Raw genomic sequence first — 22,646 nt, 5'->3', positions numbered from 1 at the left:
GTACGACATGATCGAGTGAAATCATCCGCTTGACTTTCGCGGTTATGCGGCGGCATTCGTTGACGATGTCAGGCTGCGATGAGGACGCGGCGGAGCTTGGTGATCGTGGCGAGTGGACGGTGCGCTGGACAGCTTTTCGGTGCGGTTGCGGACTTCTCCCGCGCCGGTGGTGTTCTTGACATCGGCGAAGGCGCCCTCGATGGACCATCGTGCGGCATAACGTTCGATAATGATGACGGTGGACATGGCCAGTCCCGGTGTGCCGATACGTAGTCGGCCGCGTCTGCCTCGCGCCCCATGGCCGGGCGCCACTGAATCGAGCGCCGCATCCCACACGATGAAACAGGAACGTCGGCTTTCAGGAGGTGCGCGCGTCCCCATGACCCGCCAGCCGCCGCTCCAGACCGTCGATCAGCGCGGACAGCCCGATGTCGAAGGCGCGCTCGGCATCGTCGGGCAGCCCGGTCGCCTGGTCGTGTACCGAGCCGATGACGAGGTATTCGATCGCGCGCACGACCGGTACCAGGTCGTCCTCCGGCCAGCCTGCCTCGCGCAGGACGGCGAACACCTTGTCGTAGGCCGCCAGTACCGTCGGCGACCGCACCGGCTGGGCCGTCAGCAGCGGGACGACGTGGGGGTGCGCCGCGAACGACGCGCGGTAGGAACGGGCGACGCGGTCGCAGGCCAGGGTCCAGGGACGCAGGTCCGCGGCGGCGAGATCCATGTCGGCGGTGAGCAGCTCCCGGAGGCCTTCGATGATCTCGTCACGCCCGGAGACGTGGTTGTACAGCGAGGGGCCCTTGACTCCCAGTTCCGCGGCGATCCTGTTGGTGGACAAGGCATCGGGGCCGTGCTCGTCCACCAGTCGCAGCGCCGCGCGGAGGATGCCATCCCGGCTGATCAGCGCCTGCTTCGGTCGTGCCATCGGTCCGTCCTGGCGGGGTTGTTCCTCGGCCCCGGATAGCCTACCGTCCTAAAACTAGAACCTCTAGTCCAAGGCGGTGGTCCGGTGGAGTACAGCGAGTACCGGCGGTTCGACGCGGTCGGCCTTGCCGAGCTGGTGGCACGCGGCGAGGTCTCCCCCGCCGAGCTGCTGGAGGTGGCGATCGCGCGCGCCGAGCGGGTCAACGGGCCGCTCAACGCGATCGTGTACCCGATGTACGACATCGCCAGGAAACGCGCCGCGACCGGCCTTTCCGGACCGTTCGCCGGGGTGCCGTTCCTGCTCAAGGACCTGCACCAGGACTACGCGGGGCTGCCCACCGGCAGCGGCTCCCGCTCGCTGCGGCACCGGCCGGCGGCACGGCACAGCGAGGCCGTCCGGCGCTGGCTCGACGCGGGCCTGGTGATCTTCGGCAAGACCGCGACACCGGAGTTCGGCACCAAGGCGGTCACCGAGTCGGCGGCGACCGGGCCGACCCGCAACCCGTGGAATCCCGGGCACACGCCCGGCGGCTCCTCCGGCGGTTCCGCCGCCGCGGTGGCCGCGGGCGTGGTGCCGGCGGCGGGAGCCAGCGACGGTGGCGGTTCGATCCGGATTCCCGCCGCCTGCTGCGGGATCTTCGGGCTCAAACCGGGACGGGGGCTGCTGCCCTGCGGCCCGGACCACGCCGAGTACCTGCACGGCGCCGCCACCGAGGGCGTCCTGTCCCGGAGCGTGCGGGACACCGCGGCGATGCTCGACGTCCTGGCCCGCACACCCGACCCCGGCGGCCCGTACCTCGCCGCGATTCCCGAAACGCCCTACGCCGAACTCGCCCGGCGGGAGCCCGGCAAACTGCGCATCGGCTACACCACCTATTCCCCGCTCGGCACCGCCGTCCACCCGGAGGCCGTCGCCGCGGTGGACAGCGCCGCGGTACTGCTCGCCAAGCTCGGCCACGACGTGGAGCCCGCGGACCCCGGCATCGACGGCGCCCAGCTCGCCAAGGACTTCCTGACGATGTGGTGCGCGCAGTCCGCCACCACCATCGCCGAGATCCAGCGCACCACCGGAGCCTCCACAAAGGACTTCGAGCTGGACACCCGGCTGCTCGCCGCCTCGGCCTACGCGGTGCGCGCCCCCGAGTACGTCGCCGCGCATCACCGGTGGAACGCCCACACACGGGCGCTCGCCGCGTTCCACGAGAAGTACGACCTGCTGCTCACCCCGACACTGGCGGGCCCGCCGGTACGCGTCGGCGAGCTGGACACCCCGCGCCTGCTGCGCTACGTCGGCGAGGTCCTGCTTCGCCTCGGTCTCGCCGGGCCGCTCGCGAAGACGAAGGCGTGGAACGACACGGTCATCGCGAACCTGGCGCCCGTCCCGTTCACCCAGCTCGCCAACCTCACCGGCCGCCCGGCCATGTCGGTGCCGCTGTACCGCACCGGCGCGGGGCTGCCGCTCGGCGTCCAGTTCGTCGGCGGGCTCGGCAGCGAACCGGCGCTGCTCGCGCTGGCCACCCAGCTGGAAGCCGAACAGCCGTGGGCCGATGCCGAACCCGAGTTCTGATCGGACAGTCCACAAGAGACATTCAGCGAGGACGGGGGCCACTCAGCGCCGCCGCGGCGGCGTCGGCGACGCGGCGGGTGAGGTCCGGATCGGACAGCTCGGGCAGCACCCGGTCGACCGGGGCCAGCGTCGCCAGCGCGTGCGCACCGGCGCGATACACCTCGAGCCGGTACAGCGGGTCGGCATGCCGCCGGGAATCGGGCCCGTCGCGGAGCGCGCGGACCAGTCCCGGCAACGCCAGCAGATGCGCGAACGGATCATCGTGGACGAGCACTGCGGGGGCCGTGTCTTCGGCGACGGAACGGCTTCCGGCGGCACGCGCCAGATCGACGACCACCGCGGCGTCACGGGCGATGGCCGCGAGCGGGAAGCCGGGCGCGTCGGCCGGACGCCACGACGCGATGTCCCCTACACCAGCTGCCATGAGCAACGAGACCAGGAGCGGTGCCAGTTCCGCTCCCGTCACCACGACACGGCCGGCTCGGCACGGGATGTCCTTGCGCCGCAAGGTGACCAGCACGGAGGCGGCGAGCGCGACGCCGAGCGTGTCCTGCTCGGTGAGGACCGGGACCCCGCCCGCCAGGGCACGCTGTGCCGCCCCGGCCCGCGCCGCTTCGGTGCGCGCCAGGAACACCGCGGTGATCCCGGTGGGCAGCGCCCGCACCGCGGTGGACAGGTCCCCGGCGTCACGGGCCGCGACCGCCACCGGGAAGGCGTTCAACGAGGTGTGGTCACGAAGCGACCGCGCGTCGCCGCTCAGCGCGGCCAGCACCGCGCCGGGATCGCCCTCGGCACCGGGCAACGCGCTGCCGTCACCGGCGATCGCGAGCCCGGCCGCCACGTTCACGCTTCGAGGACGGCACGGTCCTCGGCCAGTGCCGCGCGGACCGCGGGAATGACGAGCACGGTGGCGTCGATGTCGTTTCGCTCGGCGAGGTCCAGCAGTTCGGCCAGCCGCGCGCGATGCAGGTAAGCCTCGTAGGGGTGCCCGGCCTCGGCCGCGACGAGGGTGGCGTCCTGTGCTTCCCCGATCCCCCGACGCAGTTCGTTCGCGAACTCGCTCACGGCTCCCGCCTTCCCGCCGAACTTCCCAAGACCTAGAGAACATACCATGTTGGCAGTTTCATAATTTTGCAACTCTTCAGTATGTGCCGGCACCGCCGTTTCGCGGACACGGCACGCGGTTCAGCCGGATCCGGTGCGCGCGGGCGCGAGCGAGGCGAGCACGGCCTCGGTGATCAGACCGGTCACTTCCCGTGCCGCACCGCGCGAAAGCATCCGACCCGGCGTGACCACGGCCGCCAGCACCGCCGCCGCGACGTGGCAGGTGTCGGCCTCCCCCGCCCTGCCCTCCGCCTGGAGCGCGGCACGCAGCAGCCCGGCCGCAGCGCACGGCGCGGCATGCACGTCGTCGCCGGTGATCACGGCGAGCGCGCCGCCGATGTCGCCGGGGAGCGCGCCGAGCAGGTCCACCACGGCGTCGGCGCCGAAAACGATCTGATGCAACGGGAAAACCGCGCCGTCGGCGGCGTTCCACAGCGTGACGTCGCGGATGTCGGACGCGATCAGCAGCGGGGCGAGACCGGGCAGCAGCTCGGCACCGGCGATCACGACCCGCGCGTCGCGCGGTGCGCGTCCGCGCCGGGCCAGTGTCGCCAGCAGCGCACCGGTCACCGCGATCGCGGCCGCGTCCTGGTCCGACAGCACATAAAGCCCGCTGGCCGCACGCACCCGACGCGCCGCCGAAGCCGCCCCCGCACCCGGATGGGCCAGCAGGATCGCGCCGTACTCGCCGGCAAGGGCCGTTCCGGAACTCGCGCCAACGAGCACCCTCGCGGGAATTCCGGCCAGGCCGCTGATCAGCTCCACGTACTCGCGCGCCGGGGATTCCGCGGCACCGGCCTCGCACACGACCGCGATTCGCCGGGTTCGCTCACCGCGCATGGACATCACTCTGACCGGGAGAAGTCACCACAGCGCGATAATGTGCGCAGTTGAAGAAATTCGCAAGTGCCCGATCATGCGAGAAGAGCCACACCCGGAGCCGCGGCCTACAGGTCGTTGCCCGCGTAGGACAGGTTGAAGCTCTTGTTGGTGAGCGGGAAGTCCGGGACGATCGTGTCGGCGAGCGCCACCGGGAGCGCCGGCCAGTTGAAGAAGCTGGGATCGACCACCTTGACCCGGCTCAGCCTGCCGCCGGCGTCGATCTCGACCCGGTGGACGATCGTGCCCCGCCAGCCTTCGGCGATGCCCACCCCCGAGCGCGCGCGGGGGAACCGGCGCAGCGCCACGGTCCGGCCGAGTTCGCCGGTGTCTGCCACCAGACGGGTGATCAGCGCGACAGCGGCCTGGATTTCCTCGGCGCGGACCATGAAGCGCGCCAGCACGTCGCCGTCGGTGCGGCTGTGCGCGGCCGGGGCGAACCCGGAGCCGAACACCGGGTGGCCGGCGCGAGCGTCCTGCCGCACGCCGCTGGCGCGAGCGACATAGCCGAGTGTGCCGAGGTCCTCGGCCTGAGCGCGGGTGAGCACCGCGGTGCCGGTGAACCGGTCGGCCACCACGGCGTTGGCCAGCGCGAGACCGGCGATCTCCTCGACGTCCGCACCGATCACGGCCAGCTCGTCCGGATCGGGCAGCCGCCGGACGCGGGTGCCGCCGGGATGGACGGCACCACGCAGCAGGCGGTGCCCGGTCACCTGGTCGTTGATCCGCAGGAGCCGTTCGCGGACCCGCTGGGCGTGCACGTTGAGGATGCCGTGCCCGACGTCGTTGCACAGCGCACCGAGATCGGTGACATGGTTGTACATCCGTTCCAGCTCCAGCAGGATCGCGCGCAGGCGCACCGCGTCGTCCGGGACCACGACGTCCAGCGCGTCCTCGACGGCGAGGCAGAAGGCGAGCGTGTGACCGACGGCCGTGTCACCACTGACCCGCTCGGCGATCTCGATCGCTTCCGCGGGCCCGCGGCCATGGAACAGCTTTTCGAGTCCTTTGTGGACGAACCAGAGCCGCGCCTTGAGGTTGAGGATGGTCTCGCCGACCACGGAGAACCGGAAGTGGCCCGGTTCGATCATTCCGGCGTGCACCGGGCCGACGGGGATCTCGTACACCCCGTCGCCCTCGACCGCCCGGAACGGGTACGGGCCGTCGACATCGCCGAACGAGGGCGGCTCCCCGGCGTCGCCGAGCATCGGATACCAGCCCTGGGGCCAGTGGAAGTGCCGCACCAGCCTGCGCGGCAGCGGATGGCCGGTGGGCACGATCCCGAACAGATCACGCATCTCACGCTCGAAGCGGCCCGCCGGGAACGACAGGCCGGCCAGGCTCGGCACCCGCGGATCGGCCTTGTCGAGCGGGACGTGCAGCTCGACGCGCCGGTCCGGGCCCGCCGCGGTGAACAGGTACACCGCGCGCAGCCGGTCGCCGTCGTCATGCCCGGCGACGAGCGCGACGCGGAACCCTTCGCCGAGCAACGCCTCCGCCCGCGCGGGGAGATCACCTGGGGTGAGGATCGTCGAGCCGGTCATAGTGTCCTCGTCAGCAGTTCGGCCGCGGCGTGCAGCAGAGTGGTCAGCGGGCCCGTCGTGACGCCGAGCCCGGCGCAGAGCAGCAGTCCCCCGACGAGCGCCGTCGCCGAGGCCCGGGAGAGCCGGATCGGAGCGGTCGCGGTGCCCGGTCCCTCCGGCGGGGCGCCCAGCACCATGCCGCCGGTGTGCCCGATCAGCGCGGCCGCGATCACCAGCACCAGCACCAGCGCGGCGGCGGTGACCCAGCCCAGGCCCCCCACCGCGAACCCGGCGCGGACGATGCCGAGCTCGCTCGCGAATAGGCTGAACGGGGGCAGCCCGATGAGCGCCAGCACACCGAACCCGACGCAGCCCGCCAGCACCGGCCCGCGCGCGGCGAGGCCGCGGACACCGGCGATGCGGCTGGTGCCGACGCCCTGCAGAACGCGGCCCGCGCCCAGGAACAGGACGGCCTTCGCGAGCCCGTGGCCGAGGATGTGCAGCAGCACCGCCGCCGACGCGAGCGGGCCGCCGATCGCGGCGCCGAGCGCGATCAGGCCGAGGTGCTCGATGCTGGAGTAGGCCAGCATCCGTTTGTAGTCCCGCTGTGCCAGCAGCAGCGACGCGGCCAGTGCGAGCGACGCCAGCGCCATGACCGCCAGCAGCGTCCGGGCGAAAGCGGGCCCGAGCGCGCCGTCGGCGATGACCTTGACCCGCAGGATGGCGTAGAAGGCCACCGAAAGCAGCACACCGGACATCAGTGCCGACACCGGCGCCGGCGCCTGGGAATGCGCGTCCGGCAGCCACGCGTGCAGCGGCGCGAGGCCCGCCTTCGTCCCGAACCCGAGGACCAGCAGCGCCACCGCGATCCGCGTCACCCCGGGATCGAGGTCGCGCGCGTGGGCCGAGAGGGACGCGAGATCGATGCCGCTGCCCGCATAGGCCGCGGCGTAGTCGAGCAGCAGCGTACCCAGCAGCGCCAGCGCGATCCCGGTCGAACAGATGACCACGTACTTCCACGCCGCTTCGACCGCGTGCCGGGTGCGGCGCTGGCCGACGAGAAAGGCGGTGACGATGGTGGTGGCCTCGATCGCCACCCACAGCACGCCGAGGTTCGCCGCCAGCACGGCGAGTCCCATCGCCGCGAGGAACAGCTGAACCAGCAGGCTGTGCCGGGCCGCCGTCCGGGCCGTCGCGCGGCCCGCGGCGATTTCCCGTCGCAGGTGGGCGGGCGTGGCCGCGGTGGCGAGCAGTGCGACCACGCCGATCACCAGCAGCATGAACGCCGACAGCGCGTCGGCCCGCAGCAGCCCGCCCAGCACCTCGCGCGCCCCGTGGCCGACCACGTCGGCAGCGGTGGCGGCCGCGGCGGCCAGCATCAGCCCCGAGGCCACGGCGCCGGTCCAGACGGTGGCCCGCCGCCAGCCGAACACCGCGTGGACGAGCGCACCGAGCAGGGGAAGGACGACGAAGGCGGTGAGAGTGATCATGAGTCGCGCAGCTCCCGCAGCTCGTCGAGATCGGTGCCGCCGAAGGTCTCCCGCATCCGGCTGGTGAGGATCCGCAGGACCAGCACGGCGAGCAGGACGTCGAGCGACACGCCGAGTTCCACGATCAGCCCGGCACTGCTCGTGGTGAGGAATCCGACCGCGGTGATCCCGTTGTCCAGCAACAGGAATCCGACGAGCTGGGACAGCGCGCGGCGCCGGGTCACCACCCGCGGCGACGATCCACAGCTCGGCGGAGTGCTCGTGCGCGGCGAGCACCGCGACCAGCGTGGCCAGCGCCAGCCCCTGGAACACGAACACCCGCACGATCACCGCGAACTCGCGGCGCCACAGGATCAGCACCGCGGTCAGCAGCAGCGCACCGCCCGCGAGATCGAGCACCTGCACATAACCCGTCTCGTTCACGACACTCCCTGGGCGAGGAAGAAGGACGCCGCGACTGCCAGCAGCGCCAGCAGGAACGACCCGGCCAGCAGCTCGGGGACCCGGAACAGCCGCAGCTTGGCCAGGAACACCTCGGCCACCGCGAGCAGCACGCCCAGCACGCCGACCTTGACCACGAGCGCGATCACGCCGACGAGCACAGCGAGCGGGGTGGCCGTGGCGGCGATGCCCCACGGCACGAACAGATTCGCCAGCAGGCCGAGGAACACCGACAACCGCATCGCCGAGGCGAGCTCGATCAGAGCCAGGTCCGGCCCGGCGTATTCGAGGATCATCGCCTCGTGCACCATCGTCAGTTCCAGATGCGTCGAGGGGTTGTCCACCGGCAGGCGCCCGGTCTCGGCGATGATCACCACGATCAGCGCGACCGCGGCGAGCAGGCTCACCGGCGAGATCACCCGCGCCGGATCGTCCACAGTGGACGAAACGATGGCGCCGAGGTTCGTCGAGCCCACCCGCACCGAAAGCGCGAAGATCGCCACCAGCAGCGTCGGCTCGACCAGCGCGACGATCGTCATCTCGCGGCTGGCGCCCATGCCGCCGAACGCCGTCCCGGTGTCCAGCCCGGCCAGCGCCAGCGCCACCGTGCCCAGCGCCAGCAGCGCCACCACCGCGAACAGGTCGGCCACCGGTCCCGCCACCGAGGTCGTGCTCACGAACGGCGCCACCACCGCCACGACCAGCGTCGTCGAGACCAGGACCAGTGGGGCGAAGCGGAACACTTCGCTCGTCCCGCGCGGGGCGACGCGCTCCTTGCGCAGCAGCTTGAGCAGGTCCCGCCACGGCTGCGCGATCCCCGCGCCCGCCCGGCCCTCGAGCCGGGCCCGTGCCTGGCGCATCACCCCGGTCAGCAAGGGCGCGCCGCCGGCGACCACTACGAGCTGCACCGCCGCGCCCGCGATCGAGAACCCGCTCACCGCGTCACCGCCAGCAGGATCAGCACGCCCACGACGGTCGAGAAGCCGTAGCCGAGGTAACGGTGCACGCTGCCCGTCGCCAGCCGTCCACCCACCCGGCCCCAGGCCGTCACGGCGGTCAGCACCGGGCGGTACAGCCACCGTTCGACGCGGTCGGGCACCCGGCGCCGGTACTCCACGGCCCGTACCAGGTAGCGCGACTCCTCGTGGTGGTCGACGTCGACGTCGGTCTCGGGCAGCACCACGTCGTCGAAGACCCGTTGCAGCGGTTCGGCGAACGACGTCGCGGTGTACTCCGTCCGCGCCGGCATCGGGCCGCCGCCGCAGTCCCAGAGCCGCTTCTCCGCCCGGCGCGCCCCGCGTACCGCGACGGCACGCAGCGCGGCGACGATCACGATCACCCCGGCCGTCAACCCGAGCGCCAGCAGCAATGGCGACAGCGATCCGGCGACTCCGGCCAGCCGCAGTGTCACCGCCCCGCGCACCGCCGGGTCACCGAACCCGGACGCGGCGCCGACACCGGGGAGCACCAGCGTCGGCACCATGGCCAGCACCGCGCAAGCCACCGCCGCGACGCCCATCCCGGCCACCATGCTCGGCGGGCTTTCGTGAGCGTTTTCCGCCGCGGCGGACCGGGGCCTGGCCAGGAATCCGACACCGAACGCCTTCACGAACGTGGCCACCGCGAGTCCCGCGGTCAGCGCGACCGCCGCCACCGCGACCGGCATCGCGATCGCCGTCGCCACCCCGGCCGCCGGCAGCCCGTGGATCAGTGCCTGGAGCAACAGCCATTCGGACACGAACGCCGTCCCCGGCGGGAGCGCCGAGGCCGCCAGCGCCCCCACGCCGAACAAGGCGGTCGTGGCGGGCATCCGGGCCCGCAGCCCGCCCAGCGCGTCGAGATCGCGGCTGCCCGTACCGTGCAGCACCGAACCGGCCGCCAGGAACAGCAGGGTCTTGAACGCGGCGTGGTTCACCACATGCAGCAGGGCCGCCGCCAGCGCCAGCCCGGCCAGCGTCCGCTGTCCCGAGGCGGCGAACATCCCGGCCGCGCCGATCCCGGCCAGCACCAGCCCCAGGTTCTCCGTCGTCGAGTATCCCAGCAGGCGCTTGAGGTCGGTGCTCATCGCCGCCTGCAGGATCCCGTATACCGCCGAAACGGCCCCCAGCGCGAGCACCAGCAGCCACCACCACCGCGGGCCGCCGCCGAGCAGATCGAACCCGACCCGCACGATGCCGTACGCGCCGAGGTTCACCATCGCCGCCGACATCAGGGCCGAAACGTGGCTCGGCGCCTCGGGATGCGCGCGCGGGAGCCACGCGTGCAGGGGAAGGACGCCCGCCTTCGAGGAGAAACCCGTCAGCGTCAGCACGAACACGATCCCGGACATCACCGGGGAAAGGTGCGCCTGGCGCAGCATCGCGAACGTGTCACCACCCGCGTACGCGGTGAAGATCATCAGTCCGCAAAGGATGGTCAGGAAGCCGAGGTGCGTCATCACCGCGTACCACCGGCCCGCCGCCGCGACCTCGGGGCGCCGCCGGTGGTCCGCGAGCACCAGCACCAGCGAGGTCGCGGCCATCAGCTCCCAGCACACCAGGAACGTCCCGGCACTCGCCGCCGCGGGCACCAGCAGCATCGCCGTCACGAACAGGGGGAACACCGCCTGGATCACCCGGGAATCAGGGCCGCCTCTGGCGTAGCCGACGCCGTAGATCCCGGCCGCGACCGCCACCGCCCCGATCACCGCGGCGAACAGGCCACCCAGCGCGTCGAGCGTCAGCGAAACCCCCGAAAGCGGGAGAAGCCCTTGCCACGAAACGGAAAACGACGTCCCCGCCACCGCGGACACCCCGGCCGTGACCCCGGCCGCGCCGGTCAACGCCGTCCCGGCGCCCACCGCCACCGCGCGCGCCGGACGCGGCACCAGCAACCCCGCGAACGCGCTCAGCACTCCGAACGCCCCGGCCGCGCCGAGGCCCGCCGCCGTGAGGTTCACCGACCGGTCAGCTTCCGCAGTCCCTCCACAATGGCCTCCGGCCGCGGTGGGCAGCCCGCGATCTCGAGGTCGACCGGCACGATGTCGCCGACCGCGCCCGCCACGCCGTAGCCGCCCGCGAACACGCCGCAGTTCCGTGCGCAGTCCCCGACCGCGACGACGGCCTTCGGACCGGGCACCGCGTCGTAGGTCCGGCGCAACGGCTCGGCCATGTTCCGCGTCACGGGGCCCGTCACCAGCAACGCGTCCGCGTGCCGGGGTGACGCGACCAGCCTCGCCCCGTACCGCTCGGCGTCATGGACCGGGCCGAAGGCCGACGCGATCTCGACCTCGCATCCGTTGCACGATCCGGCGTCGACATGCCGCACCTGCACCGAACCGCCCAGCGCCGCGACGCCGTCCGGACGTTCCGGCGCCGGCTCGGCGATCCGGCCGGTCCGGCGGATCATGCGCCACAAACCCAGCATCGACCACTCCCACCTGCGCACACGAAAGAGGGGAAGCCGCCCCGCGGGCAACGAGCCAGTGATCGGCGGGGCGGTGGCGGGTCAGCCGCCCCGTGCGTTCGACTTTCGCGTTCGCCGCCCGGTGGCCGGAGCCGGAGCCGGGGTGCGCAGGTCGTCCAGCAGTTCCACCTGCCCGGACAGCACACCGGTGAGGATCCGGCGCGCCACCGCGAGCAGTTCCGCCACGTAGGGGCTGGTCAGCGAGTAGTAGACGCTCGACCCTTCCTTGCGGGTCGTCACCAGGCCCGTGCGGCGCAGCACCGCCAGCTGCTGCGAAAGGTTCGCCGGCTCGATGCCCACCTCCGGCAGCATCTCCGCCACCGCGTGCTCTCGTTCGGACAGCAGCTCCAGCACGCGGATCCGCGCGGGATGCCCCAACGTCTTGAAGAAGTCAGCCTTCAACTGGTACAGGGGCCTGCTCACCGACGCTCCTCCCGGAGAGTGCACCGTCCGGTACGGTGTTCAACACTTGCCAACCTTAGCAAGTCCGAAAGAGCCTGCAACCGGACGCCGCGCTACCGGGCTTTGAAGATCCGCCCGGCTCCCACAGCGAGGCTCAGCGCGAGAGCCCATCCCGCCACGACGAACGCCGAGGACACCCAGACGGCGGCGCCACTGGCGATCCACAGATCCCGCTGTTTCAGGTTCACCACGGGCACGAGCAGATCGAGGGTGTACAGGAATTCGTTGGTCCCCGTCGCGTCCTTCCGTGGCGTGAGCTGGTGCACCCCGCTGAACACGGTGAAGGCGACGGTGCCCGCGAACTGCAGGGCCAGCAGCCACCAAAGTACCTGGAGCGGCCGGTAGCCGTACTGCACCGTCCACCGCGACAGGCCACCGACCAGGCGCAGGAACCTTCCGAGCGGCCCCTTTCTCGAAGCACGCCGGACCGTCTCCCCGGCGACCGCCACCTTGATGGCCTCGTCGTCGAGACCGGCGGTCCGGTAAACGGAAGCGAGCTGAGCGTAGACCTGGGGCATGTAGCGGTGATTCCGCTTCAACCACGCGAGCCGCTCCGCCACCGTCGGGACGCCGGCCTCGTCCTGCGGCAGGGTCCCGTACACGAAGTCGTACAGCCGCACACTTTCCGGCCAGTCGGTCCCCCTGTCGTCGAGGTGCCAGACCTGAGCCCGGCACAGGTCCACCTCGCCGGTGGGCCGTTCCTTGAAGCGCAGGGTGAGCGTTCTCCCGACCACCACGCCTTTGAGAACAAGAGCCTGCTCGTGGCTGCCGGTCAGTTCCGCGCGAGTGAAATCGAGGTCCCCGGTGATCTGCGCGCCCCGGAGCGACACCGTGCCGTCCGCCCGGAACCCCTCCCGGAATTCGGCCGACTGCCGCACGATGACGCGATCGGCGACCAGCGCCCGGCCACGATGGGTGAACTGCCCGGTCGTGCAGCTGAGTCTGCCGCCGACCTTCGAATCCGTCAGGTCGACTTCACCCTCGGCGACGAAATGATCGTCGAACAGGGCATCGCGAGTGACCTCCAGCCCCTTCGCGGTCAGTGCCCCGTCGCCGGAGTTGATGAAGTGCCCGCCCGAGCACCTGAGCGAGCCGTTGATAGCCGCGTCGCTCAGCACCACCTCACCCACCGCCCGGAACCCCTCTCCCGTCACCGTGCAACAGAAGTTCACATCCCGCTGCACGGTGAGCCCGGTCGCGTCGATGACCACGTCGGCACCGTTGTCGAACTTCCCGCCCTCGCACCACAGGCCACCGCCGATCTTCGCACCGGCGAGCAGGGCCTTCCCCACGAGATCGAAACCGCTCTGGCAGATCATGTTCTGGTCGATCGAAGCCCGCGCCAGATCCAGCGCCACACCACCGACGTTGTGGAAGGTGCCCCCGGTGAGATCCAATCTCCCGCCCACCTTGCAGCCGGTCAGATTGACGCTACCGTCCACATGGGAACCATCGTCGAACCGCACGTCCTGCCCCACGGTCAATCCGTCGAAGTCCAGCGCGATACCGTCGCGGTTGCGAAACCGGCCCCCCGTGCAGGTCAGCTGCCCCTCGACGCGCGCGCCCGCGAGCCGGACCGAGCCGACGGCACGGAAGCCGCGATTCCAGCAGACGTTTTCCTCGACGACCAGATCGCTCGCCTCCAGCGCGACCCCGCCCGGACTGACGAACTTGGCTTCGCTGCACTGGAACTGACCACCCACATGTGTTCCGATGAGACTGACCGGCCCGTCGGCCTGGAAGCCGCCGGAGCACCGCATGTCCTGATCCACCCGCATCCCGTCCGCGCGCAGTACCGGGCCGTCGGAGCGGCGCAGCCGGGTGCCCATGAAGTCGACCTGCCCCTTGACATGCGCTCCCATGAGGTTGATGCCGCCCTTGTCCTCGCATTCGCGGACCTCGAAGCTGAAGTCCGTTTGCAGTTGTTCGGCGCGAATACCGGACAGCCCGCACTCCACGAATCCGATGGCGGGCGCCTGCGCCTGGCACAGGCCGACCGGTTCACCGAAACGGCATTTGCGGAACTCGACGGGAAAAAGCAGCTTCCCGGCTTCGAGGTTCACCGCACCCGCGACAACGGCGTTGCGCACGACCAGTTTCCGGCAATCCCGATCGGCGATCTTCGTCAAGAGCACATGACAGAGGACCTTTGCTGCCAGGTCCTGCCCCTTGCCGTCGAAGTCGACCGCGCCACCCTCTCCGACGTGCTCCCACAACCTGGCATCGTTTCCGGTCAATCCCTCTCGCTCCACCATCGCCCCTCCCGCACACCCGCGATCACCACGTTCAATCCGGAGTCGCCGATGAATACACTCCGTTAGTGCAAGGAGCGCGGTTCACTCGGATGCGGCGGGCTCGCGACGTTTTCGATATGGGAAAGAGTCCGTTTCGCGGCATGGGAAGTCAGCGCAACGCGATGAGACCCGCATCGGTGGAACGGAACCCGCACGCGCCGAAGTAGAAATCCCGGAGGTGTTCTTCGAAATCGACGTGCAGCCATTCGCAGCCCGCCTCGGTGGCGCCCGCCGCCGCGCGGCGTACCAACTCGGTGCCGATCCCCCGGTGCTGGCGATCGGGCCGAACCTTCGGGTCGAGCAGGAAGGCGTGGTCGGCCCCGTCCCACGCGACGTTGACGAAGCCGACCAGTGTCCCGCCGAGCTCGCGACCGGTCACCCAGCCGAGACTGTGCGCCCTGATCCTGTCCCACCAGCCCGCTTCCGCGGCGCCCCCGTGCGAGCGGGTCAGCGCGGCCAGTTCGTCGTCGGCGAGCCGGGCCCGCCAGCCGTAGTCGATCTCCATGTCCCCATGATCCCGGCCCCGGCCAACGGTTTTCAGGCCGCGACGGCGACGCGCCGGGGCCGCCACAGCAGGCCGACCACGGCCAGCCCGGCGAGACACGGCAGGACTCCGGCGACGCCGAGCAGCGTCGGCAGGACCCGCCGTCCGTACTCCTCCATCAGCAGGTTCATGACGGCGATTCCGCCGCCCAGCAGGAGCAGCGTCACGGCCACCACGCGTGTCCCCCGCTTCCCCGTCTTGACCATCCACGCGATCAGCAGCCACGACACCACGCCGAGGCCGCCGAGCGCGTAGAGATAGGTGGCGACGACGGAGTGGGTGACGGCCACCTTGTCGGGCGCTATCCAGCCGTCCTCGACCTCGTGCAGATGCCGCAGCAGCGCGTCGTTCCCGATGACGACGGCGAGTGTCGCGACGACAGTGAGAGCCAACCCGACGTAGGCGGCCGTCAGGACCCGCCGATCCCCTGTCCCGGTCATGTGCGTCCCCCGATTCCTCCGCAGGACTATCCTCCTGCGAGTAAGAGTTTCAAATACTGAACTTGAGACATCGTATCCCAAGTTTGAAGGGACCGGCCACCGTGAAACAGGACACCCCTCCGCCGGGCACCGGCCTGGCCAGGCGCAGGCGCCGCCTGTCGGACGAGGAGACCGGCCAGCGCATGCTGCAGGCGGCGACGGCGATGGTCACTGAGACAGGCCTGACCGTGAGCCTGGACCACATCAGCCTCGAGGACGTGATCCGCGACGCCGGCGTCTCGCGCAGCGCGGCCTACCGCCGCTGGCCGTACAAGGACCTGTTCTTCAGCGATCTGCTCAAGGAACTGGCCAAGGGCACCAGTCCGGAGATCGGCGCCAATCCGGACGCGCTCGCCGCGATCGGCCGCGTCGTGCTCGATCGGCTGGACTGGATCGAGACGCCCGAGCGCCGTCTCGCCGTCGCGGCCGAAGCCCTGCGGCACGGCGCGCTCGACGAGTTCGAGCTGTTCCACCGATCCGCGCAGTGGCGCACCTACTTCGCGCTGCACGCGACGTTCCTGAGCCTGCCCGACGGCGAACTCCGCGACGAGGTCCAGAGCGCGCTGGCCACGTCGGAACAAGCCCTCATCGCCGGGATCGCGACGGCGTACCGGCAGGTGACGACCCTGCTCGGGCTCCGCCTGCGGCCGGAACTCGACGCGTCCTACGAGACGGTCGCAACGCTGGCCACCGCGACCATGCGCGGCCTGATCCTGATGGCCCCCGCGAACCCCGCGATCGCGACGACTCGATTCCAGGCCAATCCGTTCGGCGCCCCCGAGGCGGCCGAGTGGTCCCAGCCCGCGCTCGGCATGGCCGGAGTCACCCTGACGTTCTTCGAGCCCGATCCCGGCGTCGTCTGGGACGAGCAGCGTGCCGTGGCGGCCCGCGAGCTGCTGACCTCGGGAGACTGGACGCGGACCTGACCCGGCGGCCCCCTTCGCCAGGGCCGGAACGGTGGACAGGACACCTGCCGTCATGGTCCGCTGTCACCCGAACCGGTTACTGGGGAGTCGGTCACAACCGAAGAGGAGCGGACGCTGAGCCTGTGGGACTACCTCCGCGAGAACTGGATCGACGTCGTCAACGACGCGATCCTCCATGTGGACGTGACCCTCGCGGCGATGGCGTTCGCCGTGCTCATCGGGGTGACGATCGGCGTGCTGACCTACCGGCGCCCGCTGTTCGCCGCGCTGGCGACCACGACCACCGCGGCGTTCCTGACCATCCCGTCGATCGCGCTGCTGGGCATCCTGATCGGTCCCTTCGGGCTCGGGATCACCAACGTGCTGTTCGCGCTCGTGCTCTACGCGCTGCTGCCGATCACCCGTAACACGATCGTCGGACTGCGCGGCGTCGATCCGGCGATCGTGGACGCGGGCGAGGGAATGGGGCTCGGCCGCGCGCGGCTGCTGTGGCGGGTCCGGATGCCGCTGGCGTGGCCCGTGATCCTGTCCGGTATCCGGGTTTCGACGCAGATCACCATCGGCATCGCCGCGATCGGCGCGTATGTGAAGGGGCCGGGCCTCGGCAACGAGATCTTCGACGGCCTCGGCCGGTTCGGCTCGGTCAACTCGCTGAACCAGGTGCTGACCGGGACGCTCGGCATCGTCGTGCTGGCGTTGCTGTTCGACCTCGCGTTCGTGCTGCTGGGCAAGCTGACGACCCGGCGGCGGCGGGCCGCCGTCCCCGCGGCCGCCGGAGGTGAAACCGGTGGGAGGCAAGGGGAAGCGATCGAACTCGACGGCGTCGCCAAGCGCTACCCCGGGCAGTCCTCCCCCGCCGTCGACGACCTCACGATGCGGATTCCCGCCGGGGAGATCGTGGTGCTGACCGGGCCGTCGGGCTGCGGGAAGACGACGACCATGCGGATGATCAACCGCCTGGTCGAGCCCACGGCCGGCCGGATCACGGTCGGTGGCACGGACGTTTCGGCCCTCGACGTCGACGCGCACCGGCGGGACACCGGCTACGTCATCCAGCAGATCGGCCTGTTCCCGCATCTGCGCGTCGAGGGCAACATCGGCGTGGTGCCCCGGCGGCTCGGCTGGCCACGCGGGCGCATCGCCGCGCGCGTGCGCGAACTCCTGGAAGTCGTCGGCCTCAAACCCGAGTACGGCGGCCGGTATCCGCACGAGCTGTCCGGCGGTCAGCGGCAGCGGGTCGGGGTGGCACGGGCCATGGCCGCCGATCCGCCGGTCCTGCTCATGGACGAGCCGTTCGGCTCCACCGACCCGATCACCCGTGCCCGGTTGCAGGACGAATTCCTTCGCCTGCAACGGGAAGTGCGCAAGACGATCGTGTTCGTCACGCACGATTTCGACGAGGCGGTGAAGGTCGGCGACCGCATCGCCGTACTGCGTCCCCGTTCGGTGATCGCGCAGTACGACACCCCGGAGGCGATCCTCGCCGCGCCCGCCGACGACTACGTCGCGAGCTTCATCGGCAACGGGCGGAACCTCAAGCGGCTCGGGCTGATCCGGCTGCGCGACGTCGAACTCGGTGCGGTACCAGCGATTTCGGACGGCCTGCGGTCGCTGCCCGCCGACGCGACGCTGCGGGACGCGCTGGACGTCATGGTGCACGGTGGCGGCACCGAGGTGCTGGTGACCGACGACGGCCGGCCGCTGGGCGTGTGCGGCCTGCCGGGCCTCGTCGCGACGCTGCGGCCGGCGGACGACACTCCCCCGATCGTGGTCGAGCAGCGGGAGCCGGAACCGGATTCCCGCGCCACCACAGGGGAACCGCCACGCCGCCGGTGGCTCGGGCTGCTCGTGCGGCCCGCGTTGCTGGCCGCGGGAATGCTGGCGTTGTTCCTCGTGATGCGCGCGCAGCCGATCGATTCGATCGAACAGCGCTATCTCAACGGCCAGGAGATCCTCGCCGAACTCGGCGCGCATGTCCGGCTTTCGCTGATCTCGACGCTGTTCACCGTCGTGCTCGCGGTGCCGCTGGGCATCCTGTTCACGCGGCGCTCCACCCGCTGGCTCAAGCCGTTCGGCCTCGGCCTCGGCAACCTCGGGCAGGCCATCCCGTCCATCGGCCTCGTCGTGCTGCTCGCGCTGTGGACCGGCACCGGGACCGCGACCGCGGTGACCGCGCTGGTCGTCTACGCGACGCTTCCGGTGCTGCGCAACACGATCGTCGGGCTCGACGGCGTCGACCCGGCCGTCACCGACGCGGCGCGCGGCATGGGCATGTCGCGGGCCGCGGTGCTGTGGCGCATCGAGTTGCCGCTGGCCGTCCCGGTGATCCTCGCCGGGATCCGCACCGCATTGGTCCTCACGGTCGCGAGTGCCACGCTCGCGACGTTCATCGACGGCGGTGGGCTCGGTGGCGGGCTCGTCGCCGGGATCGGGCTGTACCGCCCGGCACTGAGCCTGACCTTCGGCCTGATCGTCGCCGCGCTCGCGCTCTTCGCCGACTGGCTGGGCCTCGTGGTGGAGGAATTCCTCAAACCACGCGGCACCTGACCCGACCCACCACGAGAAGGAGCAAGTCCATGCGCAAGCCCCCACGCCCGGTCGCCGTCGTGCTCGCGCTCGTCGCGGCCGTGTCGCTCGCCGGCGGTTGCACGATCGGCAAGGACTCCGGCGGCGCGCAGGTCGGCGAGGGATCCATCAAGAAGATCGACGCGCTGAACGGCGTGCAGATCAAGGTCAGCTCGAAGGAGTTCGACGAACAGCTGCTGCTCGGGCAGATCGCCGTCGTCGCGTTGCAGGCGGCTGGGGCGAGCCCGCAGGACAAGACCAACATCACCGGATCGAGCAACGTCCGGCAGGCGCTGACGACCGGCGCCGTCGATCTGTACTGGGAGTACACCGGGACCGCGTGGATCAGCTTCCTCAAGCAGACCAAGCCGATCACCGATCCGCAGGAACAGTACGACGCGGTCAAGAAAGCCGACGAGGCCAACAACATCACCTGGTGGGCCCGCTCCCCCGCCAACGACACCTACGCGATCGCGGCCAACCAGAAAGCGTTGCAGCAGACCGGGGTCAAGACGTTGTCCGACTACGCGGCGCTCGTGAAGTCGAACCCGGCCGCCGCGTCGACCTGCATCGGTCCCGAGTTCAAAAGCCGCGACGACGGCTTCCCCGGCTTGGAAAAGACCTACGGCTTCACTCTTCCGCCGGCGCAGGAACACCTCGTGAACGACGCGGTGATCTACCCGACTGTCGGCAAGGGCGACACGTGCGGCTTCGGCGAAGTCGCCTCGACCGACGGCCGCGTCGCGGGCCAGCAGCTGACCGTGCTGGAAGACGACAAGCACTTCTTCCCGATCTACAACCCGGCCATCACGGTCGCCACTCCGCTGGCGCGGAAGTACCCGCAGCTGGAACAGGTTTTCGCCGGTATCGCCGCGAAACTCGACACCAAGACGCTGACCGATCTGAACAAGAAGGTCAGTGTCGACGGCCAGAAGCCCAACGCGGTGGCACACGACTGGCTGAAGGCCGCGGGCTTCATCGGCTGACCGGCGGGTGCTGAAGGGGACTTTCGTCTCGTTACATGCGAGGAAAGTCCCCTTCAGCTCATCCGGTGCGAGGAAAGTCCCCTTCAGCAACCGGGACGTCGTAGAGCGCATCGACGGCGGCACGGAAGGCGGGATAACTCGCCGCCATGCGGGCGATCTCCACTTCGGTGGCGGGCAGCGCCGCGGCGGCGAGCAACATCCGGATCTCCGCGGTCATGCCGCCACCTCCGCCGCGACCGGCGGCGTACGCAGCTGCCAGTCGGTGGCACGCTGGTAAGCGGCACCGACGCGCACCAGCTCCGCCTCCGCGAACGGACGGCCCGCCAGCTGCATCGACAGCGGGAGACCACCGGCGGTGAAGCCCATCGGCACCGCCAGCACCGGGTTGGCCAGCCCGTTCCAGTAGGGCGTGGTGAGCAGGCGGAACAGGACGCCGCTGTCCGGCACACCGCCGGGCCCGGCCAGCTCGGCGACGCGGGGCGCGCCGCCCGACGCGGTCGGGCACACGATGACGTCGACATCCTCGAAGAGCCGGTCGGCCGCCCCCTGCGCGACCTGCCGGACCCGTTGTGCCTGAACGTAATCCGCGCCGCTGACGAACGCGCCGGTCGCCACTTCTCCCCGGAATCCCCGCCCGTAGTCCTGCCATCGGCGCGACAACTCGCCGCGATGGCAGGCCAGCGCCTCACTCGTCGCGACGACCACGACCGCGGTCGTCAATTCCGCCCGGTACGGCAGGACGACTTCGCGCACCCGCGCGCCCAGCCCGGTCAGAACGTCAAGCGCCGCCGAGAAAACGCCGTCCAGCGCGGGATCGCGCCCCTCGGGGAAATGACCCTCGCGGACGACGCCGATCCGCAGCCTGGCGAGGTCACCACCGAAGTCGGGAGAACGGAACGGCACCGGCACGCACTCCGGATCGGCCGGGTCGGGTCCCGCGAGCACCTCCAGCACGGCTGCGCAATCCTGTGCACTCCGCGCCAGCGCGCCGATGCGGTCGATGCTGGGGGCCAGCGGCACGCAACCGGTCCTCGGCACCCGGCCGTAGGTCGGCATCAGACCACTCACCCCGCAGAACGCCGCGGGCATGCGGACGCTGCCCGCGGTGTCGGAGCCGATCCCGGCCAGGAACATCCCCGTCGCCACGCCGATCCCGGCCCCCGAACTCGACCCGCCCGCCCAGTGTTCCGGCCGCCACGGGTTACGCGGCATCGGGAACGGGTCGGCCTCCTCCGGCAGGCCACAGCCGAACTCCATCGTGGTGGTCTTGCCGGTGAGGACCGCGCCCGCCGCTTCGAGCCGGGTGACGACCGTGGCGTCCCGGCCCGCCCACCACGCGCGGTCGTGTGCCCGGCTCTGCGCGGTCGTCGGGCCGTCGGCGGTGGCGATGAGGTCCTTGATTCCCACCGGAATCCCGTGCAGCGGACCGCGATCCCGCCCGGCGGCGAGTTCGGCGTCGGCACGGGCCGCCGAGGCGCGGGCGGCGTCGTCGAACCGCCTCAGGTAGGCGCCGTACACCGGGTCACCACGGTCGGCGGCCGCGATGGCCGCTTCGAGCAGGCCGGTACTCGTGACGGTTCCCGCACGCAACGCGGCCGCGGCGCCGGTCAGGGTGTACGGGGGCGAGGACGTCGTGCTGATGGCTGTCTCCGATCCGGACCGGGACGGCGAGGTCCCGCGAATGAGGTCGGCCATCACTCTGCGTTCTCAACTCGGGTTGAGGTCAACCCCGGCGTTCACCGGGACGACGCGAGCCGCGAGTCCGGTGTCCCGGCGGGCGCGCGGTCTCCCGTGGGATCGCCGACGAGCAGCATCGCGGCCTGACGCCGCTCGATGGTCAGCGCGCCGGTCTCCGTGCGGACCTCGACCCGGTTCGCGTCCGGCGCGAACTCCAGCTCGGCGCCGGGCACGATCCCGGCCTCCCGCAGGGCACGCAGGAACGCGCTGTCCTCCTGGATCCGCTCGCTGATCCGGTACAACCGCGCGCGGCCACCGGGCAGCGCCTCGGACAGCGCGCGCACTCCGCTCGGCACCCGCACGGGCTCGACGGTCGCGTCGAACTCCGCGAGGCCGGGAATCGGCGCGCCGTAAGGGCTGTACCGCGGTTTGCCGCAGAGGTCGAAGATGCGGCGCTCCGCCTCCTCGGACATCACGTGCTCCCAGCGGCACGCCTCGATGTGCACCGTGGCCCAGTCCAGCCCGATCACACGCTCCAGCAGCACTTCGGCGAGCCGGTGCTTGCGCATCACCCGCACCGCGCGGCGCCGCCCCCGCTCGGAAAGCACGAGATGCCGGTCGTCGTCCAGTTCGAGCAGACCGTCCCGTTCCAGGCGGGAGACGGTCTGGCTCACGGTCGGCGGGCTCTGGCCGAGGCGGTCGGCGATGCGGGCGCGCAGCGGGATGACGCCGTCCTCCTCCAGCTCGTAGGCCGCCTTGAGGTACATCTCGGTGGTGTCGATCAACCCTTCCGCAGTCATCTGCCGAGCCTGCCACTTCGAGTTAACTTGAGGTCAAGCGAATTTCGCGCATTGTCAAGCCTCCGAACGGCTGGCCTCCGGGAGGACCACGCTCGCGCGGAAGTGCGGACACTCGTGCAGCTCGCTCTCCTGCGTGCACAGCAGGAGATGACGCAGGTAGGTGCGCGCGGCGATCAGCCGGTCCATCTGCTCCTCGATGACGTCGATCCGCGCGGCCACGGTTTCCCGCCAGTCACCGTCCGCGGCGTCGCCCGCCTGCACCGCGGCGATGTCGTCGAGGCTCAGCTGCCCGATGTCCCGCCACAGCCGGATCTGCGCGACGCGGTACAACTGCTCGCGGTCGTAGTAGCGCCAGCCGGAGCGCCGGTGCGAGCTGATCAGCCCCCGGCGTTCCCAGTAGTGCAGCGTCGAAGCGGGGAGGCCGAAGTGACGGGTGACCGCGCTGATCGGGACAGGCTCCATCACCCCATTGGACCCCAAGCCGGACCGGCTTTGCAAGGTTAGGCTAACCTAAATCTCATCGAGTGTCGTACCGCTCCCG

General features: G+C 70.9%; 23 protein-coding genes. 4 read left to right on the top strand and 19 right to left on the bottom strand.

What is annotated here, in order from left to right:
• Positions 1-42: 42 nt before the first annotated feature.
• The gene (locus ACFWX1_RS08710) at positions 43-246 is read right to left on the bottom strand and encodes a hypothetical protein (RefSeq protein WP_378385313.1); all 204 of its coding nucleotides are present in this window, start codon (positions 244-246) and stop codon (positions 43-45) included.
• 112 nt (positions 247-358) lie between these two features.
• Positions 359-925, bottom strand: coding sequence for a TetR/AcrR family transcriptional regulator (locus ACFWX1_RS08705; protein ID WP_378385311.1), 567 nt, complete (start codon positions 923-925; stop codon positions 359-361).
• An 84-nt stretch (positions 926-1,009) separates the two neighbouring features.
• Here ACFWX1_RS08705 and ACFWX1_RS08700 point away from each other — a divergent pair, with 84 nt between their 5' ends.
• Positions 1,010-2,491 (top strand): amidase, encoded by a 1,482-nt coding sequence (locus tag ACFWX1_RS08700; RefSeq protein WP_378385309.1) that lies wholly within the window; start codon positions 1,010-1,012, stop codon positions 2,489-2,491.
• 22 nt (positions 2,492-2,513) lie between these two features.
• On the opposite strand, the gene ACFWX1_RS08695 is transcribed toward ACFWX1_RS08700, so the two are convergent.
• The 13 genes from ACFWX1_RS08695 to ACFWX1_RS08635 all read right to left on the bottom strand — a co-directional run bounded on the left by ACFWX1_RS08695 (position 2,514) and on the right by ACFWX1_RS08635 (position 15,112).
• Positions 2,514-3,338: a hypothetical protein gene (locus ACFWX1_RS08695; protein WP_378385307.1), complete on the bottom strand. Its 825-nt coding sequence runs from the start codon at positions 3,336-3,338 to the stop codon at positions 2,514-2,516.
• Entirely contained in the window at positions 3,335-3,556 is a 222-nt protein-coding gene (locus ACFWX1_RS08690) for a hypothetical protein (RefSeq protein ID WP_378385305.1), read from the bottom strand. Before ACFWX1_RS08690 ends, ACFWX1_RS08695 begins: the two co-directional genes overlap by 4 nt.
• A gap of 120 nt (positions 3,557-3,676) precedes the next feature.
• On the bottom strand, positions 3,677-4,435 hold the full coding sequence (locus tag ACFWX1_RS08685) for a hypothetical protein (RefSeq protein WP_378385303.1): 759 nt from the start codon (positions 4,433-4,435) through the stop codon (positions 3,677-3,679).
• Between the two features lie 107 nt (positions 4,436-4,542).
• On the bottom strand, positions 4,543-6,018 hold the full coding sequence (locus tag ACFWX1_RS08680; RefSeq protein ID WP_378385301.1) for an NADH-quinone oxidoreductase subunit C: 1,476 nt from the start codon (positions 6,016-6,018) through the stop codon (positions 4,543-4,545).
• Positions 6,015-7,487, bottom strand: a complete 1,473-nt coding sequence (locus ACFWX1_RS08675) for a proton-conducting transporter membrane subunit (RefSeq protein WP_378385299.1) — start codon at positions 7,485-7,487, stop codon at positions 6,015-6,017. Before ACFWX1_RS08675 ends, ACFWX1_RS08680 begins: the two co-directional genes overlap by 4 nt.
• Entirely contained in the window at positions 7,484-7,714 is a 231-nt protein-coding gene (locus tag ACFWX1_RS08670; RefSeq protein ID WP_378385297.1) for a hypothetical protein, read from the bottom strand. The genes ACFWX1_RS08675 and ACFWX1_RS08670 overlap by 4 nt, the downstream gene beginning before the upstream one ends.
• A gap of 192 nt (positions 7,715-7,906) precedes the next feature.
• Entirely contained in the window at positions 7,907-8,866 is a 960-nt protein-coding gene (locus ACFWX1_RS08665) for a respiratory chain complex I subunit 1 family protein (RefSeq protein ID WP_378385295.1), read from the bottom strand.
• Entirely contained in the window at positions 8,863-10,866 is a 2,004-nt protein-coding gene (locus ACFWX1_RS08660) for a proton-conducting transporter membrane subunit (RefSeq protein WP_378385293.1), read from the bottom strand. Before ACFWX1_RS08660 ends, ACFWX1_RS08665 begins: the two co-directional genes overlap by 4 nt.
• Positions 10,863-11,333 (bottom strand): NADH-quinone oxidoreductase subunit B family protein, encoded by a 471-nt coding sequence (locus ACFWX1_RS08655; RefSeq protein WP_378385291.1) that lies wholly within the window; start codon positions 11,331-11,333, stop codon positions 10,863-10,865. The genes ACFWX1_RS08660 and ACFWX1_RS08655 overlap by 4 nt, the downstream gene beginning before the upstream one ends.
• Before the next feature lie 81 nt (positions 11,334-11,414).
• Entirely contained in the window at positions 11,415-11,795 is a 381-nt protein-coding gene (locus ACFWX1_RS08650) for an ArsR/SmtB family transcription factor (RefSeq protein WP_378323835.1), read from the bottom strand.
• Between the two features lie 92 nt (positions 11,796-11,887).
• A complete protein-coding gene (locus tag ACFWX1_RS08645; RefSeq protein ID WP_378385289.1) occupies positions 11,888-14,089 on the bottom strand; it encodes a hypothetical protein in 2,202 nt (733 codons plus the stop codon).
• 148 nt (positions 14,090-14,237) lie between these two features.
• Positions 14,238-14,633: a GNAT family N-acetyltransferase gene (locus ACFWX1_RS08640; protein WP_378385287.1), complete on the bottom strand. Its 396-nt coding sequence runs from the start codon at positions 14,631-14,633 to the stop codon at positions 14,238-14,240.
• 32 nt (positions 14,634-14,665) lie between these two features.
• Positions 14,666-15,112 carry a hypothetical protein gene (locus ACFWX1_RS08635; RefSeq protein ID WP_378385285.1) on the bottom strand — a complete coding sequence of 149 codons (447 nt, stop codon included), beginning with the start codon at positions 15,110-15,112 and terminating at the stop codon, positions 14,666-14,668.
• A gap of 101 nt (positions 15,113-15,213) precedes the next feature.
• Between ACFWX1_RS08635 and ACFWX1_RS08630 the strand changes: the two genes are divergently transcribed.
• The 3 genes from ACFWX1_RS08630 to ACFWX1_RS08620 all read left to right on the top strand — a co-directional run bounded on the left by ACFWX1_RS08630 (position 15,214) and on the right by ACFWX1_RS08620 (position 19,628).
• Positions 15,214-16,077, top strand: a complete 864-nt coding sequence (locus ACFWX1_RS08630; protein WP_378385283.1) for a TetR/AcrR family transcriptional regulator — start codon at positions 15,214-15,216, stop codon at positions 16,075-16,077.
• A 177-nt stretch (positions 16,078-16,254) separates the two neighbouring features.
• The gene (locus tag ACFWX1_RS08625) at positions 16,255-18,624 is read left to right on the top strand and encodes an ABC transporter permease subunit (RefSeq protein ID WP_378385281.1); all 2,370 of its coding nucleotides are present in this window, start codon (positions 16,255-16,257) and stop codon (positions 18,622-18,624) included.
• A 29-nt stretch (positions 18,625-18,653) separates the two neighbouring features.
• Complete coding sequence (locus ACFWX1_RS08620; protein WP_378385279.1) at positions 18,654-19,628, top strand: glycine betaine ABC transporter substrate-binding protein; 975 nt, start codon at positions 18,654-18,656, stop codon at positions 19,626-19,628.
• Between the two features lie 58 nt (positions 19,629-19,686).
• Here ACFWX1_RS08620 and ACFWX1_RS08615 read toward each other — a convergent pair whose 3' ends face one another.
• The 4 genes from ACFWX1_RS08615 to ACFWX1_RS08600 are packed head-to-tail and all read right to left on the bottom strand — an operon-like array spanning position 19,687 to position 22,567.
• On the bottom strand, positions 19,687-19,845 hold the full coding sequence (locus ACFWX1_RS08615; RefSeq protein WP_378385277.1) for a hypothetical protein: 159 nt from the start codon (positions 19,843-19,845) through the stop codon (positions 19,687-19,689).
• Positions 19,842-21,323, bottom strand: a complete 1,482-nt coding sequence (locus ACFWX1_RS08610) for an amidase (protein ID WP_378385275.1) — start codon at positions 21,321-21,323, stop codon at positions 19,842-19,844. The genes ACFWX1_RS08615 and ACFWX1_RS08610 overlap by 4 nt, the downstream gene beginning before the upstream one ends.
• Before the next feature lie 41 nt (positions 21,324-21,364).
• Complete coding sequence (locus ACFWX1_RS08605) at positions 21,365-22,105, bottom strand: metal-dependent transcriptional regulator (RefSeq protein WP_378385273.1); 741 nt, start codon at positions 22,103-22,105, stop codon at positions 21,365-21,367.
• 54 nt (positions 22,106-22,159) lie between these two features.
• Positions 22,160-22,567 carry a MerR family transcriptional regulator gene (locus tag ACFWX1_RS08600; RefSeq protein WP_378385271.1) on the bottom strand — a complete coding sequence of 136 codons (408 nt, stop codon included), beginning with the start codon at positions 22,565-22,567 and terminating at the stop codon, positions 22,160-22,162.
• Positions 22,568-22,646 lie beyond the last annotated feature (79 nt).

Origin of the sequence: Amycolatopsis sp. NPDC059021 (genome assembly GCF_042739895.1) — a bacterium.
In the GTDB taxonomy this organism is placed as follows: Bacteria; Actinomycetota; Actinomycetes; order Mycobacteriales; family Pseudonocardiaceae; genus Amycolatopsis.
Note: the sequence above shows the minus strand (reverse complement) of the source record. Positions and strands in the feature narration are given on the sequence as shown.

Bases quoted from the DNA above. Each gene is read 5' to 3' on its own strand.
- ACFWX1_RS08645 (WP_378385289.1), bottom strand. From the start codon at position 14,089: ATGGTGGAGCGAGAGGGATTGACCGGAAACGATGCCAGGTTGTGGGAG.
- ACFWX1_RS08675 (WP_378385299.1), bottom strand. From the start codon at position 7,487: ATGATCACTCTCACCGCCTTCGTCGTCCTTCCCCTGCTCGGTGCGCTC.
- ACFWX1_RS08605 (WP_378385273.1), bottom strand. From the start codon at position 22,105: ATGACTGCGGAAGGGTTGATCGACACCACCGAGATGTACCTCAAGGCG.
- ACFWX1_RS08685 (WP_378385303.1), bottom strand. From the start codon at position 4,435: ATGCGCGGTGAGCGAACCCGGCGAATCGCGGTCGTGTGCGAGGCCGGT.
- ACFWX1_RS08615 (WP_378385277.1), bottom strand. From the start codon at position 19,845: ATGACCGCGGAGATCCGGATGTTGCTCGCCGCCGCGGCGCTGCCCGCC.
- ACFWX1_RS08705 (WP_378385311.1), bottom strand. From the start codon at position 925: ATGGCACGACCGAAGCAGGCGCTGATCAGCCGGGATGGCATCCTCCGC.
- ACFWX1_RS08655 (WP_378385291.1), bottom strand. From the start codon at position 11,333: ATGCTGGGTTTGTGGCGCATGATCCGCCGGACCGGCCGGATCGCCGAG.
- ACFWX1_RS08610 (WP_378385275.1), bottom strand. From the start codon at position 21,323: ATGGCCGACCTCATTCGCGGGACCTCGCCGTCCCGGTCCGGATCGGAG.
- ACFWX1_RS08635 (WP_378385285.1), bottom strand. From the start codon at position 15,112: ATGACCGGGACAGGGGATCGGCGGGTCCTGACGGCCGCCTACGTCGGG.
- ACFWX1_RS08680 (WP_378385301.1), bottom strand. From the start codon at position 6,018: ATGACCGGCTCGACGATCCTCACCCCAGGTGATCTCCCCGCGCGGGCG.
- ACFWX1_RS08620 (WP_378385279.1), top strand. From the start codon at position 18,654: ATGCGCAAGCCCCCACGCCCGGTCGCCGTCGTGCTCGCGCTCGTCGCG.
- ACFWX1_RS08600 (WP_378385271.1), bottom strand. From the start codon at position 22,567: ATGGAGCCTGTCCCGATCAGCGCGGTCACCCGTCACTTCGGCCTCCCC.
- ACFWX1_RS08640 (WP_378385287.1), bottom strand. From the start codon at position 14,633: ATGGAGATCGACTACGGCTGGCGGGCCCGGCTCGCCGACGACGAACTG.
- ACFWX1_RS08710 (WP_378385313.1), bottom strand. From the start codon at position 246: ATGTCCACCGTCATCATTATCGAACGTTATGCCGCACGATGGTCCATC.